Annotated in this window: 13 protein-coding genes; 3 read left to right on the top strand and 10 right to left on the bottom strand. The window is 65.6% G+C overall.

Annotated features, from left to right (window positions below; all coding sequences use genetic code 11):
* Positions 1 to 60: 60 nt before the first annotated feature.
* Positions 61 to 399: a multidrug transporter gene (locus BLS08_RS19565; protein WP_090337284.1), complete on the top strand. Its 339-nt coding sequence runs from the start codon at positions 61 to 63 to the stop codon at positions 397 to 399.
* Positions 400 to 490: 91 nt separating this feature from the next.
* A complete protein-coding gene (locus tag BLS08_RS19570; RefSeq protein WP_090337286.1) occupies positions 491 to 2,326 on the top strand; it encodes a Na/Pi cotransporter family protein in 1,836 nt (611 codons plus the stop codon).
* A gap of 89 nt (positions 2,327 to 2,415) precedes the next feature.
* Here the strand turns inward: BLS08_RS19570 and ggt are convergent, their stop codons facing one another.
* The 6 genes from ggt to BLS08_RS19600 form a co-directional block, all read right to left on the bottom strand.
* A complete protein-coding gene (ggt, locus tag BLS08_RS19575; RefSeq protein ID WP_090337287.1) occupies positions 2,416 to 4,074 on the bottom strand; it encodes a gamma-glutamyltransferase in 1,659 nt (552 codons plus the stop codon).
* A gap of 110 nt (positions 4,075 to 4,184) precedes the next feature.
* A complete protein-coding gene (locus BLS08_RS19580) occupies positions 4,185 to 4,436 on the bottom strand; it encodes a YfhL family 4Fe-4S dicluster ferredoxin (protein ID WP_003464019.1) in 252 nt (83 codons plus the stop codon).
* 197 nt (positions 4,437 to 4,633) lie between these two features.
* On the bottom strand, positions 4,634 to 5,116 hold the full coding sequence (gene coaD / locus BLS08_RS19585; protein WP_003464016.1) for a pantetheine-phosphate adenylyltransferase: 483 nt from the start codon (positions 5,114 to 5,116) through the stop codon (positions 4,634 to 4,636).
* Positions 5,117 to 5,220: 104 nt separating this feature from the next.
* On the bottom strand, positions 5,221 to 6,819 hold the full coding sequence (locus BLS08_RS19590) for a GMC family oxidoreductase (RefSeq protein WP_090337289.1): 1,599 nt from the start codon (positions 6,817 to 6,819) through the stop codon (positions 5,221 to 5,223).
* Between the two features lie 91 nt (positions 6,820 to 6,910).
* Positions 6,911 to 7,456 (bottom strand): twin-arginine translocation pathway signal protein, encoded by a 546-nt coding sequence (locus tag BLS08_RS19595; protein ID WP_090337290.1) that lies wholly within the window; start codon positions 7,454 to 7,456, stop codon positions 6,911 to 6,913.
* 42 nt (positions 7,457 to 7,498) lie between these two features.
* Positions 7,499 to 8,929 carry a coniferyl aldehyde dehydrogenase gene (locus tag BLS08_RS19600; protein WP_090337292.1) on the bottom strand — a complete coding sequence of 477 codons (1,431 nt, stop codon included), beginning with the start codon at positions 8,927 to 8,929 and terminating at the stop codon, positions 7,499 to 7,501.
* A gap of 214 nt (positions 8,930 to 9,143) precedes the next feature.
* Here BLS08_RS19600 and BLS08_RS19605 point away from each other — a divergent pair, with 214 nt between their 5' ends.
* Positions 9,144 to 9,800, top strand: a complete 657-nt coding sequence (locus BLS08_RS19605) for a TetR/AcrR family transcriptional regulator (protein ID WP_090337294.1) — start codon at positions 9,144 to 9,146, stop codon at positions 9,798 to 9,800.
* Positions 9,801 to 9,805: 5 nt separating this feature from the next.
* Here the strand turns inward: BLS08_RS19605 and BLS08_RS19610 are convergent, their stop codons facing one another.
* Genes BLS08_RS19610 through BLS08_RS19625 form a run of 4 tightly spaced genes read right to left on the bottom strand, consistent with a single transcriptional unit; the run spans position 9,806 to position 14,464 of the window.
* Positions 9,806 to 10,285, bottom strand: coding sequence for a response regulator (locus tag BLS08_RS19610; RefSeq protein ID WP_090337295.1), 480 nt, complete (start codon positions 10,283 to 10,285; stop codon positions 9,806 to 9,808).
* 2 nt (positions 10,286 to 10,287) lie between these two features.
* Positions 10,288 to 12,639, bottom strand: coding sequence for an ATP-binding protein (locus BLS08_RS19615; protein ID WP_090337297.1), 2,352 nt, complete (start codon positions 12,637 to 12,639; stop codon positions 10,288 to 10,290).
* Positions 12,636 to 13,298, bottom strand: a complete 663-nt coding sequence (locus BLS08_RS19620; protein WP_090337298.1) for a response regulator — start codon at positions 13,296 to 13,298, stop codon at positions 12,636 to 12,638. Before BLS08_RS19620 ends, BLS08_RS19615 begins: the two co-directional genes overlap by 4 nt.
* Complete coding sequence (locus tag BLS08_RS19625; protein ID WP_090337300.1) at positions 13,295 to 14,464, bottom strand: sensor histidine kinase; 1,170 nt, start codon at positions 14,462 to 14,464, stop codon at positions 13,295 to 13,297. The genes BLS08_RS19620 and BLS08_RS19625 overlap by 4 nt, the downstream gene beginning before the upstream one ends.
* Positions 14,465 to 14,556: the final 92 nt, after the last annotated feature.

The raw sequence follows: 14,556 nt of genomic DNA on the forward strand, positions 1-14,556 counted from the left end.
AATTATCAATGCGCTGTTATAGTTACTGGCACTTTCCCGAATAATCTGAAGGATCGATCCATGAAAGCGTTCCGCACTTCCGCCGCTGTCCTGGCGCTGACCTCTGGCCTGCTGGCGCTATCGGCGCAAGCGGAAGTGGTTCAGCAGAACGCCAGTGGTGATCCGTTGTACACCGTCGAGGCGCCCAAGGGCTATGCCATGATTGGTGATCTGCTCATCGCCCGCCCCCTGCTGATCGGCGCCACTGCGATCGGTGCTGCAGCCTTCATCGTCAGCCTGCCGTTCACCGCGCTGGGCGGTAACGTCGGCGAGGCAGCGCAGTCCCTCGTGGTAGCGCCGGGCAAAGAAGCCTTCGTACGCTGCCTGGGCTGCACCAGCAGCGGCTACAAGCAAGACTGATTCGCTGCACTGCTTGTCGCGGCCTCTCTCCTCCTCATCGAGGCGAGGGGCCGTTACGTTTTAACGCCGAGAAAAGGAAGAAGCGGTAGTGATGAAGTACCTGCGCTGGGTGATATTGCTGCTGGTGGTAATGGGGCTGATCGCCTCGTTCTGGTTCAGCCAGGGCTGGCTGCAACTCTGCGCCGGGCTGGCGATCTTCCTGTTCGGCATGCAGTGCCTGGAAGAGGGCTTGCGCCAACTGGCGGGCAGCAAGCTGGAGCAGATACTTGGGCGCAGCACCTCGACATCCTTCAAGAGTCTGTTGTTCGGCGTCGGCGGCACCTTGTTGCTGCAGTCCAGCACCCTGGTGTCGCTGCTGACCATCGCCTTTATCAGCACCGGGCTGATCCAACTGGCGGGCGGCATCGCCATTCTTTTCGGCGCCAACCTCGGCGCCACCAGCGGTATCTGGTTGCTGGCGCTGGCGGGACAGAACCTCAGCCTCAGTCCGCTGGCCTTGCCATTGCTGGTGTTCGGTGTGCTGGCCGGTTTCTTCGGGGCGAAGAGCAAGGCGGCCGGGCGTATCGTGTTAGGCGTTGCCTTCATCTTCCTGGGGATCGATCAGATCAAGGAAGGCTTCGCCAGCTTTGGCGATGGTCTGGACATGAGTGCATACCAGGAAGGCGGGCTACGCGGCGCGCTGCTGTTCACCGCAATAGGCATGGCCATCACCGTGGTGCTGCAATCCAGCCATGCGACCCTGATGCTGACTCTCGCAGCGTTGGCTGGCGGTCAGCTGGAGTTGAGCCAGAGTCTGGCCATTGCCATTGGCTCCAATATCGGCAGCAGTGTGACCACCGGCTTCGTCGGCTCGCTGGGCGGCAACCGCAGCGGGCAGCGCCTTGCCCTGGCCCATGTGCTGTTCAACGTGGTCACTGGCGTGCTGGCATTCATCCTGCTCGAGCCGCTGACCTGGCTGGTGCACGCGCTGGCCGAACCGCTGGGGCTTGGCGAAAACAGCCTGATCCAACTGGCGATGTTCCACACCCTGTTCAATGCCATGGGCGTTGCGCTGTTCTGGCCGCTGCAGGGGCGTCTGGCGCAGTTGTTGATCCGCTGGCTGCCGGAACGTAGCGAGCCACAGGTACTGATCACCGAACTGGCGAGCGAGAAAGTCGCCGAGCCCGAGCGAACTCGTGCGCGCTACCTCAACGAACGGGCGTTGGATTCGGTGGATGCCGCCTCCGGCGCGGTGGTGCAGGAGCTGGGGCACCTTGGCCGCTTGAGCCTGGAGGTGATCTGCCATGCACTCTATCTGCCGGTTGATCAGTTGGCGCGTGCACGGGCGGATGAGCAACTGCTGCAGGCCAAGCCCACGCAGGGCGGCTTCGATGCGGAGCACTTGTACCAATTCCATATCAAGGGTGTGTATGGCGATCTGCTGAGCTTCATGGGGCGCATGGAACTGCCCATGGACGAAGCGCATCAGCAGTTCTGGGTCAGTTGCCAGTTGGCGGCGCTGCAACTGGTGGATGCGGTCAAAGACGCCAAGCACCTGCAGAAGAATCTTGGCCATTATCTGGACGCACCACCCTCGGCGGTGCGTGATGCCTATGTGGAGCTGCGTCGCCATTTGCTCACCACCCTGCACGAGGTGCGTGAGTTGGCACGCTCGGACATGCCTGACGAAATGTGGCAGTCACGCCTGCGTTGGTTGGATGAGCAGGCGGCGAGCTTCGATGCGAGGTTTCGTCAGCGCCTGTTCGCCGAGGTACGCGACGGCCGTCTGGATGGCCTGCAGACCAGCTCGCTGATGAACGACCTGGGTTATGTCAGCCGTATTTTCCAGAGCCTGCGCAACGTGCTGATGCTGGGCAACGAGCAGGCGCTGTTCCGCGAATTGCGCAAGTTTGGTGAGGAGCAGGAGAGCCTGATCCGGCTTTCCTGAGGTTTGGTAGCCCGGATGAAATCCGGGGCTTTGAGGCCTCGACACCCCCGGATTTCATCCGGGCTGCGGTTACATTTGGTCGCTGCGCTTCAAGGCGTCGCTGTGCCAATCCCGCGAGGATCGCTCGCGGCCTTCACTTCGCCGCTGACCTTGTCCCAGAAAAGCACCTGCTGATTACCGTACTGCCGATCCAGGCGCTTGAGTTCGTAGCCGCGTCGTTGCAGCTCGGCGATCTGCTCATCGTTGAAGGTGTCCGGCTCGTGCTCGATCACGTCGGGCAGGAACTGGTGGTGGTAGCGCGCCACCGCCGGCCAGCGCTCGATGGGCTTGTCGTCCAGGTACTCGAGCATCGACAGCAGCACCATGCTGGGGATACGGCTGCCGCCCGGTGTGCCGAAGGCAGCGAACTCGTCGCTGCTCTCGATAAAGCTGGGGCTCATCGACGACAGCGGCCGCTTGCCTCCGGCAATCGCATTGGCCTGGCTGCCGGTCAGGCCGTAGGCGTTGGCGCCCTGTACGTCGGCGGCGAAGTCGTCCATCTCGTCGTTGAGCAGTACACCGGTGCCGGGTACGGTGAAGGCGGCGCCAAAGGGCAGGTTGATCGACAGCGTTGCAGCGACAGCATTGCCTTCGGCATCGAGCACGGCAAAGTGGGTGGTGTGGTCGCCCTCGTGCCAGGTGCCGGCCGGCGGCAGGCTGGCGCTGGGTGTGGCGCGTTCGGGGTCGATGCTGCCGGCCAGTACAGCCAGATGCCCAGGCGAAAGCAGTTGCTCGACCGGATTCTTGACGAAGTCCGGGTCGCCGAGCAGGCCCCGGTCACGGTAGGCGCGGCGCAGTGCCTCGACCACATAGTGCACGCGCTGTACGGGCTCGGCGTCGCGCCAGGGCAGTTGTTCGAGAATCGCCAGGCTCTGCGCCAGGGCTATACCGCCCGCCGAGGGCGGCGGTGCGCTGATCAGCTCGCGGCCATCTTCCAGGGGGAAATGTAGCGGCGCACGGCGGGCAATACGGTACTCACGCAGGTCATCCTCGGTCCAGATACCGCCGGCATGGCGCACGCCTTTGATCAGGCGCTCGGCTATCGGGCCGTTATAGAAACCCTCCCGGCCATGTTCGGCCAGCGCCTGCAGGGTGGTGGCTAGATCCGTCTGACGCAGCAGATGGCCCTCGGCGGGGATTTCGCCCCGGTCGAGAAAGAGCTTGGCGCTTTCGGCATCGTCACGCAGCGCTGCCAGGCGCCAGGTCGCGCGCTCGCGGTAGACACGATCGACCGCGAAGCCCTCGTTGGCCAGGGCAATGGCCGGGGCCAGGCTGGTTTTCAGCGGCAAGCGGCCGTGCTTCTCCGCCAGCTCGACCAATGCTGCTGGCAGCCCCGGAATGGCGGCAGCCAGTGCGCCGTTGAGCGACAACTCGCGCTGCACCTTGCCATCGCGGACATACAGATTCGGTTTGGCTTCCAGCGGTGCGCGTTCGCGGGCATCGAGGAAGTCGTAGCCTGGCGTATCGCCGGCAGTGCGCAGCAGGAAGAAGCCGCCGCCGCCAAGGCCTGAGCCGTAGGGTTCGACCACGGCCAGGGCAGCGCTGGCAGCGACGGCGGCGTCGAAGGCATTGCCGCCGGCGTCGAGCATCTGCTGCGCAGCGGCCGTGGCGGCAGGGTGGGCGGTGGCAATGGCGGGTTGCTGCGGGGCTGCCTGGGCCAGCAGGCTGGCGCCGAGCAGCAGGGTCGATAGCAGGAGTTTGCGCAACATGCGATCTACCGAGGGGCGGCTGAAGGAGGCTGGAAGCTTAACAGCCTTGTTCAGGCGAAGGGCAGAACGGGCGCGGAGGAAACGGGAGACCGGCGGCCTCCCGGGGAGAATCAGGCCTTGCCGGTGATGATGCGGTATTTGTGCATCAGCTCATCCTTGCTCTCGACATTGTTCTCGTCGAGCGGGATGCAGTCCACCGGGCACACCTGCTGGCATTGCGGCTCATCGTAGTGGCCAACGCACTCGGTGCACAGGTTGGGGTCGATCACGTAGATCTCCTCACCCTGGGAAATGGCGCCGTTGGGGCACTCGGGTTCGCAGACGTCGCAGTTGATGCAATCGTCGGTGATGATCAGGGACATGGGGCAACTCCTGTCGAGGCGCAGGCTTCGACACTGGCAGACAACAATGGCGCAATTGTGCCGGATTGGTGCGGCTTGTGCCATGAGGCTGGACAGTTAGGCACCGCTCACTGTAGGAGCGGCGCCCCGCCGCGAATCTGAGGTTCGCCAGACAAGCTTCGCCCCGGGGCGGGGCTCCTGCTAAAAGTCGATCTTGCTTAGCTTTTGCGAAAACGCTCGTTCAGCGCGTCGGCCACGGCAGGGTGGACGAACTTGGTGATATCGCCGCCCAGGGCTGCGATCTCGCGCACCAGGGTCGAGGAGATGAAGGAATACTTTTCCGATGGCGTGAGGAACAGGCTTTCCACGTCCGGCGCCAGTTGACGGTTCATGTTGGCCAGCTGGAATTCATATTCGAAGTCCGACACCGCGCGCAGGCCGCGCAGGAAGACATTGGCGTTCTGCTCCTTGACGAAGTGCGCCAGCAGCGACGAAAAACCCATCACTTCGACGTTGGGCAGGTGCTTGGTAACCTCGCGGGCCAGCTCGACGCGTTGCTCCAGGGAAAACAGAGGGTTCTTCTTGGGGCTGGCGGCGACGGCGATGATAACGTGATCGAACAGGCGCGCGGCGCGTTCGACCAGATCACCGTGGCCCTTGGTGATGGGGTCGAAGGTGCCGGGGTATAACACTCGATTCATCGGGACGTCCTGGCGGGTCGAAAAGGAGTCGGATGGTAGCGCAGCGCATGCCAGCGGCCAAGCCACGGCCTGCGTTGCGTTCTCCCATGCCAGGGCAGTGGCGTCTAGCTCGGGCTTTTCAGCCGCTCGGCCAGCAGCGTCGCAAGCTTGGCGGTCAGGCCGTAGATCGACAGTTGGGGGTTGGCGCCGATGCTGGTGGGAAATAGCGAACCGTCGTGGATCGACAGGTTGGCCAGGTGATGGTGCCGGCCCAGGCTGTCGACCACTGCCTGCTGTGCATCCTCGCCCATGGCGCAGCCGCCCATCACGTGAGCACTGCCCAGGCGGGTGCGGTACAGCGCCAGGTCGAGGTTCTCGATCATGTCCCGGGCCTCCTTCCAACTGCCGACGTAACGCGCATCGGCATGGGTCGGTATCACCGCCTTGGCACCGGCGGCGAACTGGATTTCCGCCATGGTCAGGTAGGCGCGGCGCACGCCATCCCAGGTGTAGTCGGTCATCTGGTAGTCGAGCACCGGGCTGCCATCGCCCCGCAGCTCGACGCGCCCTTCGGCGCTGTCTTCGTGGAAACCGTCGCGCAGCAGGGCGAGCATCACGTTGGTGTGCGGCAGTTGCGCCATGCGCAGGGCATTCTTGCGACCGAAGTCGCCGAGCAGGGTGGCGGTCAGCGCCGGCTGCAGTGGCGGCACTTCCAGTTTGTAGGAGAGCCGCCCGCGAGTGCCGTCGTCCCACTGGAAATGATCCGAGTAGACCGACTGCGGCGCACCGTAGAAAGGGTTGATGACTTGCTCGAACTGCGCCGCGGAGAAGTTCACCAGGTGCAGGTAGGTGCGCCGGCCGACGCGCTGGTGCGGGTCGGGCGTATTGGAGCGCAGCAGGATGCCGGGCGTGTTGATGCCACCGCCGGCCAGCACGTAGTGCCGCGCCTTGACCCGGATGCGCTTGCCGTTGGGCGCCACGCAGCGCTCGTCCATGCCCAGGCAGTCGATGCCGACCACCTTGTCGCCCTCGATCAGCAGCTTGTCGGCGCGCGCCAGGTAGAGCAGCTCGCCGCCGGCGTCGAGGGTGGCGGGGATGGTAGTGACCAGCATCGACTGCTTGGCGTTGGTCGGGCAGCCCATGCCGCAATAGCCTAGGTTCCAGCAGCCGCGTACGTTGCGCGGGATCGGCGACCAGTGATAGCCGAGCTTGTCGCAACCGCTGCGCAACACCTCGTTGTTGGCATTGGGCGGCACCGCCCAGGGCGCAACGCCCAGGCGCTGTTCCATTCTCTCGAACCAGGGCGCCATGGCTGCTTCATCATGCCCTGCCACACCGTGCACCTCTGCCCAATGCGCCAGGGTCTGTGGCGGGGTGCGAAAGCTGCTGGTCCAGTTGATCAGCGTGGTACCGCCGACCGCACGGCCCTGGAGGATGGTGATGGCGCCGTCCTTGCTCATGCGCCCGATTCCTTCCTGATAGAGCGACGGGTAGGCGTCGGCTTCCTGCATCTTGAAGTCGTCGCTGGTCTTCAGTGGGCCTTCTTCGATCAGCAGCACCTTGTAACCCGCCGCGCTGAGGATTTCCGCCGTGGTGCCACCACCGGCGCCGCTGCCGACGATGGCGACATCGGCTTCCAGCGTCAGATCGTTTTCCAGACGCGAACCGTCGTATGTCTTCCAGCCCCTGGCCAGGCCTTGCTTGAACAAATCGGGTACGGGCATTTCGAATTCTCTTGTTGTTATGGACGGCGCAGCCCTGGTAGGAGCCGGCTTGCCGGCGATCCAGCAATCGCCGGCAAGCCGGCTCCTACAACTAGACCGTAGGTGGCCCGGGGTAGCCACAATGCGCCCAGGCTTCCTGGCGGCTGTACCAGGCCATCATCACCAGCTGCAGCAGCGAGGCGTGGCCCATGCGCAGCAAGCTCAGGCTGCTGTTCTGCCAGCGGGTGAGGAACTGCCGCACGTCGTCGCCACTGGCCTTGTCCCAGCTGCCCCAGACGCCGGTGAGCGGGCCGCGGGTGACGGGCAGGGCCAGCACGTCGAACAGTTGCACGGTGAGCCCCCGCATCTCCGGCGACAGGTGCGCCAGGCTGGTATCGAGGCTCTTGAGCGTGCCGTCGACGGCCTGGGGCATCTGCTGCGCGGTCACGGCGCCATCGAGCATCACCGGGATCAGCGCGCGCAGAAAGGGCAGGTCGCTGCTGCGCAGGATCAGGTAGCCGCTGGCCGGCGTGCTGGCCGAACAGCCGCTTAAGGTGGCGGTCAGCCCGGCGGTGCCGAGCAGCGCGGTGCCCAGCAGGCCGACCTTGAGCAGGCTGCGCCGCGACAGCTGCGGCGCGTGGAGGGTGGTGTCGTTCATTGTTGTTATCACCAGGCGTAGAACGGGCCGTGCCCGCGTGGATCAGCGTAGGAACAGCTTGTAGACCAGCTTCTGGATCGCCTTGCCGTAGGGCGGGTAGATCAGCCGCGCGGCGTTGAAGCGCTGCTTGATGAACACGCCCTTGGCCTTGCTGAAGGTCAGGAAGCCTTCGTGGCCGTGGTAATGGCCCATGCCAGACGGGCCGATACCGCCGAACGGCATATCGTCCTGGGCCACGTGCAGCAGGGTGTCGTTCAGGCACACGCCGCCGGAGTGGGTTTCATGCAGCACGCGCTGTTGCTCGCGCTTGTCGTAGCCGAAGTAGTACAGCGCCAGCGGCCGTGGCCGCGCGTTGACGTAGGCGAAGGCGTCTTCGATACGGTCGTAGGGCACCACGGGCAGTAGCGGGCCGAAGATCTCGTCCTGCATCAGCTTCATCTCGTCGTTTACGTCCAGCACCAGGCTCTGCGGCAGGCGCCGGCCCTGGGTTTCTGGGTACAGCGAGACGATACGCGCGCCCTTGGCTTCGGCATCCTGCAGGTAGCCATTGAGGCGGGCCAGCTGGCGCTCGTTGATGATCGCGGTGTAGTCCGGGTTGTCCTTGAGCTGCGGATAGAAGCGCTGCACCACCTGGCGGTAGGCGGTGACGAAGCCATCGACGCGATCCCTTGGCACCAGCACGTAGTCCGGCGCTACACAGGTCTGCCCGGCGTTGAGGGTCTTGCCGAAGGCGATGCGCTCGGCGGCGTCCGCCAGCGGCACGTCGGCGGAAACGATGGCTGGCGACTTGCCGCCCAGCTCCAAGGTCACCGGGGTCAGGTTCTCGGCGGCGGCGCGCATTACGTGCTTACCGATGCTGGTGGCACCGGTGAACAGCAGGTGGTCGAACGGCAGTTTGGAGAAGGCCATGCCGACTTCTGCCTCGCCCAGGGCGACGCTGACCAGGTCCTCGGGGAAGATGCGCGCCAGCAGATCCTTGATCAGCTGCGAGGTGGCTGGGGTGGATTCGCTCATCTTGATCATCACCCGGTTGCCGGCGGCCAGCGCGCCAACCAGTGGGCCGATGGCGAGAAACAGCGGGTAGTTCCACGGCACGATGATGCCGACCACGCCCAGTGGCTGGTAGATGACCTTGGCCGAAGCGGGCATGAACTGCATGCCGACGCTGCGCCGCGACGGCTTCATCCACTTCTTGATGCGCTTGTTGGCGTAATGGATGCCATGCAGGCTGGGCATCAGTTCGGCGAGCAGGGTTTCGTCGGCCGAGCGATTGCTGAAGTCGGCGGAGATCGCCGAGATCAACGCATCCTGCTGTTCGGTCAGCAGCTCGCTGAGGGATTTCAGCCACTGGATGCGCTGCTCGGCCGACGGCATCGGATTGGCGGCAAAGGCCGCACGCTGCAGGGCGAAGGTGCCGTCCAGCTGGTTGATCTGCTGTTGGCTGTGCTGCAGGTAGGCGATGTCGGCGACCATAGGGTTTCTCCTCGACGTTCCAGCGGGCTGCTTGAAAAGACTGAGCTGGATTTTTAGAGCAATTACTCTAATGTGTCAAATAGGATGCCGCGCAGCCGCCCTCGCTGCACCCTAACCAAAGGCCTGTCAGGGCCTGGGGGATGCATCGGGGGGTAACACTTCGGCTGTTTCGCCTGTACCTTTGCCACTTTTGAAGTCGAGATCGAGCTGCGTTATGGCGCCACCCAAGACCCGCGACCGCATCGTTGCCGAGAGCCTGGCCCTGTTCAACGCCCAGGGTGAGCGCAACGTCACCACCAACCATATCGCCGCGCACCTGGGCATATCGCCGGGCAACCTGTACTACCACTTCCGCAACAAGCAGATGATCATCGCCGAGCTGTTCGCCCAGTACGAAACGCAGGTCGACAGCTTCCTGCGCCTGCCCGAAGGCCGCGCGCTGACGGTGGAGGACAAGACCTTCTATCTGGAGGCGCTGCTGGCAGCGATGTGGCACTACCGCTTCCTGCACCGCGACCTGGAGCACCTGCTGGAATCCGACGCCGAGCTGGCCGAGCGCTATCGTGCTTTCGCCCGGCGCTGCCTGATAGGCGCGCAGTCGGTTTATCAGGGCTTCGTCGAGGCCGGCATTCTGCTGATGAGCCCGGCGCAGATCGAGGCGCTGACGCTCAACGCCTGGATCATCATGACCTCCTGGGTGCGCTTTCTCTGCACGGCTGGCGCCAGCCCGGACAACCTCAGCCAGGACATGCTGCGCCGCGGCATCTACCAGGTGCTGGCGCTGGAGGGCGGCTACATCGCCCCCGCCGCGCGCGAGGCGGTCGAAGCGCTGTACGGCCGCCTGCATGTGCCGCTGGAGCAGGTGCTCTGAGGCGATCAGCTACTGTTGCCCAGCGCCACTGGCCTGGCCCGCAAGGGCGGCTGGTGGGGTTGCAGGCGACGTAACTGGCGGTACAGCGCGCGGGTTTCCAGCAGATTCCATACCCGCAGCAAGGTCTCGATGGCATCCAGCGGCTTGCTGATGAAGTCGCGCGCGCCCAGCGCCAGCGCGCGCAGCCGGGCCTCGCGGGTGGCATCGGCGGTGAGCACCAGAATCGGCAGGTAATCGTCGGCGGGAATGCGCCGCTGCAGCTGTTCGAGCACGGCGAAGCCGTCCAGGCCGGGCATGTGCAGGTCGAGAATCAGCAGATCCGGCTCGAAGCTGCTGAATAACGCCAGAGCCTGCGCCGGGTCGGTGCAACAGAGCACGTTGTGCAGCCCTTCGCGGGCCAGCAGTTGTTCGACCAGCTCAAGGTTGGCGGGCTGATCATCGATCACCAGGATGCGAAAATCGTCGGCGGGCGCTGGGTGGTTCATGGTCAGGCTCCGAGAGGCGGGGTGGGCGTGGCGACATCCAGATGCTGGCGCAGGGCGGCGAGAAAGGTCGGTACGTGCAGGGGTTTGCTCAGCACCGCGGTGGCGCCGGCCTGCTGCAGATCGCGCCGGGTGCCGGCGCTGACGTCGGCGGTGATCAGCAGCACGGGTGTATCGCTGCTGCTGGGGTGCAGGCGCAGGCGTTTGAGTACTTCCTGGCCCGAGAGGTCGGGCAGGTCGAGATCCAGCAGGATCACCTCGGGGCGGTGCTGCCAGGCCAGGTCGAGACCGAGCTGCCCCTGCATGGCCGAAATCACCTGCACCTGCGGCCAGCGCGACAGCAGGGTCTCGATCAGCGCCAGGCTGGACAGGTTGTCTTCAATGCACAGCACGCGCAGCGGCCGCTCCGGCGGGGCGATGTCGCTGGCCGCAGGCGGTGGTGCCGCGGCCGGCGCCGGCAGCAGGCCTTCATGTACCTGAGCCCGTGGTAGCGTCAGGCTAAAGGTGCTGCCTTCACCGGGTGTGCTGTGCACGCCGAGGCTGCCATCCATCTGCTCCAGCAGGCTCTTGCTCAGGGCCAGGCCCAGACCGGTGCCCTCCACCTCGCTGGCCGCGGCGCCGAGGCGCTCGAAGGGGATGAACAGACGTTCCAGGTCCTCGGCGGCGATACCGGGGCCGTTGTCGATCACGCTCAACGTGACGGTGTCGCTGTCGGCCTGCACCCGTACTTCGACATGGCCGCCAGGGTGGTTGTACTTGATCGCGTTGGACAGCAGATTGAGCAGCACCTGCACCAGGCGCTGGCGGTCAGCTTGCACGCAGAGTGTTGTTGCCAGGTCGTCTGGCAGGCGCAGGCGGATGTCGGCACTGTCGGCCTGTGGCGACAGCAGCAGGCTGACCTCCTGCAGCAGAGGTCGCAGCGCCAAGGGCTCAGGGCTCATCGCCAGGCGTCCGGATTCGATGCGGGCGATATCCAGCACCTCATTGATCAGCCCCAGCAGGTGCCGGCCGGCGCGCAGGATATGACGTACCTGGGCCTGTTGCGCCGGCGTGCCCGTGTCCATTTCCAGCAACTGGGCGAAACCGAGAATGGAATTGAGCGGCGTGCGCAGCTCGTGGCTCATGCGCGAGAGAAATTCGCTTTTCGCCCGGCTGGCGTTTTCCGCTTCTTCGCGGGCCGTGCGCAGGGCGGCCTCGGCATTACGCCGGTCGGTGATGTCGCGAGTGATCTTGGAGAAGCCGCGCAAGGTGCCGCTGGCGTCACGCTGGGCGGTGATCACCACGTTGGCCCAGAACAGCGAGCCATCGCGGCGCTGGCGCCAGGCTTCCTCCTCGTAGCGGCCTTCGCGCGTGGCCACTTGCAGGGCGTGCTGCGGTGCTGTGTCACGGGCCTGCGGCGGGTAGAACAGGGAGAAGTGACGGCCGAGGATGTCTGCTTCGCTGTAGCCTTTGATGCGCTCGGCGCCGGTGTTCCAGGAGGTGACGTGGCCACTGGGGTCGAGGCCGAAGATGCCGTATTCCTTGACCCCGTCGATGATCAGGCGCAGGCGCTCCTCGTTGTCGCGCAAGGCCCGCTCGCGTTCGGCCAGCAGTTGCCCGGCCTCCTCCAGGCTGGCGGCGAGCTGGCCGATCTCATCGGCTGCGGGGCCATGGGGAATCAGCGGCTGGCCCAGTGCCAGGCGCCGGGCGTTGCGTTCGACCCGCTGGACCCGCTGGACGATGCCGGTGGACAGCAGCACCACCGCGAACAGCGCGCCGAGCACGCCGAACATGGCGGCCAGACCGGTGGCCAGGAGCATGCGCGAGCGTACGGCGCTGGCCTCGGCGTTGCGTTCGTCGAGCAAGGTCTGCTCGCGCTCGAGCATCTGCTGGATCTCCTGGCGCAGCGCATCGAGCACATGCTTGTTGTCTACCAGGATGCGCGTCACCGCCGCGCGGTCTTCACTGCTGGCCAGCGTCTTGAGCTGTTCCAGGCCTTCCAGCTTGATCACGATCAACGGGCGCAGGCGTTCCAGGCTGCTGCGCATCTGCGGGTCGCGAATGTCGCTATCGAGGCGCCGCAGCGTGCTGTCGATTCGTTCAACGGCGCTGCGGTATGAAGGCAGGAAGTCGCTGCGCTGGATCAGCAGATAGCCGCGTACGCTGGCCGCCGCCTCGGCCAGCAGGCTGTGCACCGCCTGTACGTCGCCCTGCACGCGTAGCGCCCGGCGCACGTCGTCCTCGACCCGCGAGGTCTGGCGCTCGGTGAAGTACACCAGCACCAGCGAGATCAGCAGCACCGCCAGCGGCAGGGCGATGATCACCAGGCTCTTGCTGCGCAGGGGGCGGTCGGTCCAGCGGCTGAACAGGCTCTTCACGGCTGGCGCTCCGTCGGTGCCACCAGGCCCAGGGCGATGCCTTGTACGGCGGCCTGGGTGCGGTCGGCAACCCCCAGTTTGCCGATTACCCGTTCGACATGAGCCTTGGCCGTGCCGGTGGCGATGCCCAGCTTTTCGCCGATCTCGCGGTTGGTGAAGCCGCCAGCAATCAGCCCGAGCACCTGGCGCTCGCGCGGCGTCAGCGCGCTGTTGGCCGCGCCGCTCTGGTTGCGTTCGACCACGCGGCGCAGCAACTGCGCGCTGACCATGCCGTTGAGCGCGCTCTGGCCCGCCGCCACCTGGCGCAGGCCGTCGATCACTTCCTGGCGGCTGGCGTCCTTGAGCAGGTAGCCGACGGCCCCGGCGCTGATCGCCGCTTCCAGGTGGTCGGGGCTGTCGTACATGGTGAACAGCAGCACCTTGATCCCCGGCAAGCGTTCGCGCAGCAGGCGCGCCGTGGCCAGCCCGTTGAGATGGGGCATGCGGATGTCGAGGATGGCGATATCCGGTTGCAGGCGCTCGCAGAGTTCCAGCGCCTGGCGTCCGTCCACCGCCTGGCCGACGATGCTGAATTCGGGGCAGTCGGCGAGCATGGCGGCGAAGCCGGCGCGGGTCACTTCATGGTCATCGGCGAGCAGCAGGCGAATCGGCTCGTTCATGCGTGTTCCTCATCCGCCAGGGCGTGTGGAATGCTGGCCAGCAGGTGCGTGCCCTGGCCGGGCTGGCTATGACAACTGAACTGGCCACCGAGCAGCAGGCAGCGCTCGCGCATGGCCACCAGGCCCATGCCGCCTTCACCCGCCAGCTGCTTCTGCCCGGCGGCGAAGCCGGGACCGCGATCTTCCACCTGCAACCGGGCTGTATCGCCGTCGAGGTGCAGATCCAGGCTGACCGCGCCGCTGTCGGTGTGCTTGCAGATATTGTTGATGGCCTCCTGGCCGACGCGAAACAGGGCGATTTCCACCGCCGGGCGCAGGCGCTGCATATCGCGGCGCAGCCACTGCACCTGGCGACCCTGGCTGCGCAGACGGTCGAGTTCGCGGTCGAGCGCCGGTGCCAGGCCGAAGTCATCCAGCAGGGTGGGGCGCAGGCCGCTGATGGCCTGACGCGTCTCGCCCATGCTGCGTTGCGCCAGTTGCAGGATGGGTGCCAGAGCGGCACGCAACTCGTCATTCAGCTGGCGATGCTGGGCGAAGCCCTGCAGACGCTGGTGCAGCCCGGCCAGGGTCTGCGCCAGGCCGTCGTGCAGGTCATAGGCCACCCGTGCGCGTTCGTCCTCCTGGGCGGTCATCTGCTGGTGTACCAGCTCCGACATGCTGCGCTCGCGCAGGCTCAGTGCGGCCAGCAACTGGCTGTTGTGCAGATGCCCTGCGAGCAGGGTGGCGAGCAGTTGCAAGGCTTCGAGGTCTTCCGCGTCGGGGCCGCGCATGGCGCTAGCGTTGCCCAGCAGCAGGGCGCCGAAGACTTCGCCCGAAGCCGCATGCAAGGGTAGGCAGAGCGCCAGGGCAACCTCCGGCAGCGGCGCTGCGAACACCTGGGCGGCGCCTTGCCAGGGCAAAGTAGCGAGTTGCTGTTGCAAGGCGGCAGGGCCGAAACCGGCGCTGCGGCTCGGGCTGCCATCGGCATGCCTGAGCAGCAGTACGCCACCATCCATGGCGCAGAAGCTGCAGGCCCGTTGCAGGGCCAGCGCACCGCTCTCGGCGGCGGGTAGCGCATTGAGGGTGCGACCGCTCTCGACCAGCAGGCGCAGGCGCGCGGCGCGGCTTTCCGCCTGGCGGTAATCGGCGCGCAGGGCCAGTACGCTGTCAGGTGGGGTGTGCTGCATCCGGACCTCCAGGGTTTGGCGCGTCAACCGACGGCGCAGGCTAATAAATTGAACCGCGTCCGGCATCTGCCACCTGGCATAGACCGCCGCCT

The organism is Ectopseudomonas chengduensis, assembly GCF_900102635.1.
Lineage (GTDB): Bacteria > Pseudomonadota > Gammaproteobacteria > Pseudomonadales > Pseudomonadaceae > Aquipseudomonas > Aquipseudomonas chengduensis.

Bases quoted from the DNA above. Each gene is read 5' to 3' on its own strand.
- BLS08_RS19565 (WP_090337284.1), top strand. From the start codon at position 61: ATGAAAGCGTTCCGCACTTCCGCCGCTGTCCTGGCGCTGACCTCTGGC.
- BLS08_RS19570 (WP_090337286.1), top strand. From the start codon at position 491: ATGAAGTACCTGCGCTGGGTGATATTGCTGCTGGTGGTAATGGGGCTG.
- ggt (WP_090337287.1), bottom strand. From the start codon at position 4,074: ATGTTGCGCAAACTCCTGCTATCGACCCTGCTGCTCGGCGCCAGCCTG.
- BLS08_RS19580 (WP_003464019.1), bottom strand. From the start codon at position 4,436: ATGTCCCTGATCATCACCGACGATTGCATCAACTGCGACGTCTGCGAA.
- coaD (WP_003464016.1), bottom strand. From the start codon at position 5,116: ATGAATCGAGTGTTATACCCCGGCACCTTCGACCCCATCACCAAGGGC.
- BLS08_RS19590 (WP_090337289.1), bottom strand. From the start codon at position 6,819: ATGCCCGTACCCGATTTGTTCAAGCAAGGCCTGGCCAGGGGCTGGAAG.
- BLS08_RS19595 (WP_090337290.1), bottom strand. From the start codon at position 7,456: ATGAACGACACCACCCTCCACGCGCCGCAGCTGTCGCGGCGCAGCCTG.
- BLS08_RS19600 (WP_090337292.1), bottom strand. From the start codon at position 8,929: ATGGTCGCCGACATCGCCTACCTGCAGCACAGCCAACAGCAGATCAAC.
- BLS08_RS19605 (WP_090337294.1), top strand. From the start codon at position 9,144: ATGGCGCCACCCAAGACCCGCGACCGCATCGTTGCCGAGAGCCTGGCC.
- BLS08_RS19610 (WP_090337295.1), bottom strand. From the start codon at position 10,285: ATGAACCACCCAGCGCCCGCCGACGATTTTCGCATCCTGGTGATCGAT.
- BLS08_RS19620 (WP_090337298.1), bottom strand. From the start codon at position 13,298: ATGAACGAGCCGATTCGCCTGCTGCTCGCCGATGACCATGAAGTGACC.
- BLS08_RS19625 (WP_090337300.1), bottom strand. From the start codon at position 14,464: ATGCAGCACACCCCACCTGACAGCGTACTGGCCCTGCGCGCCGATTAC.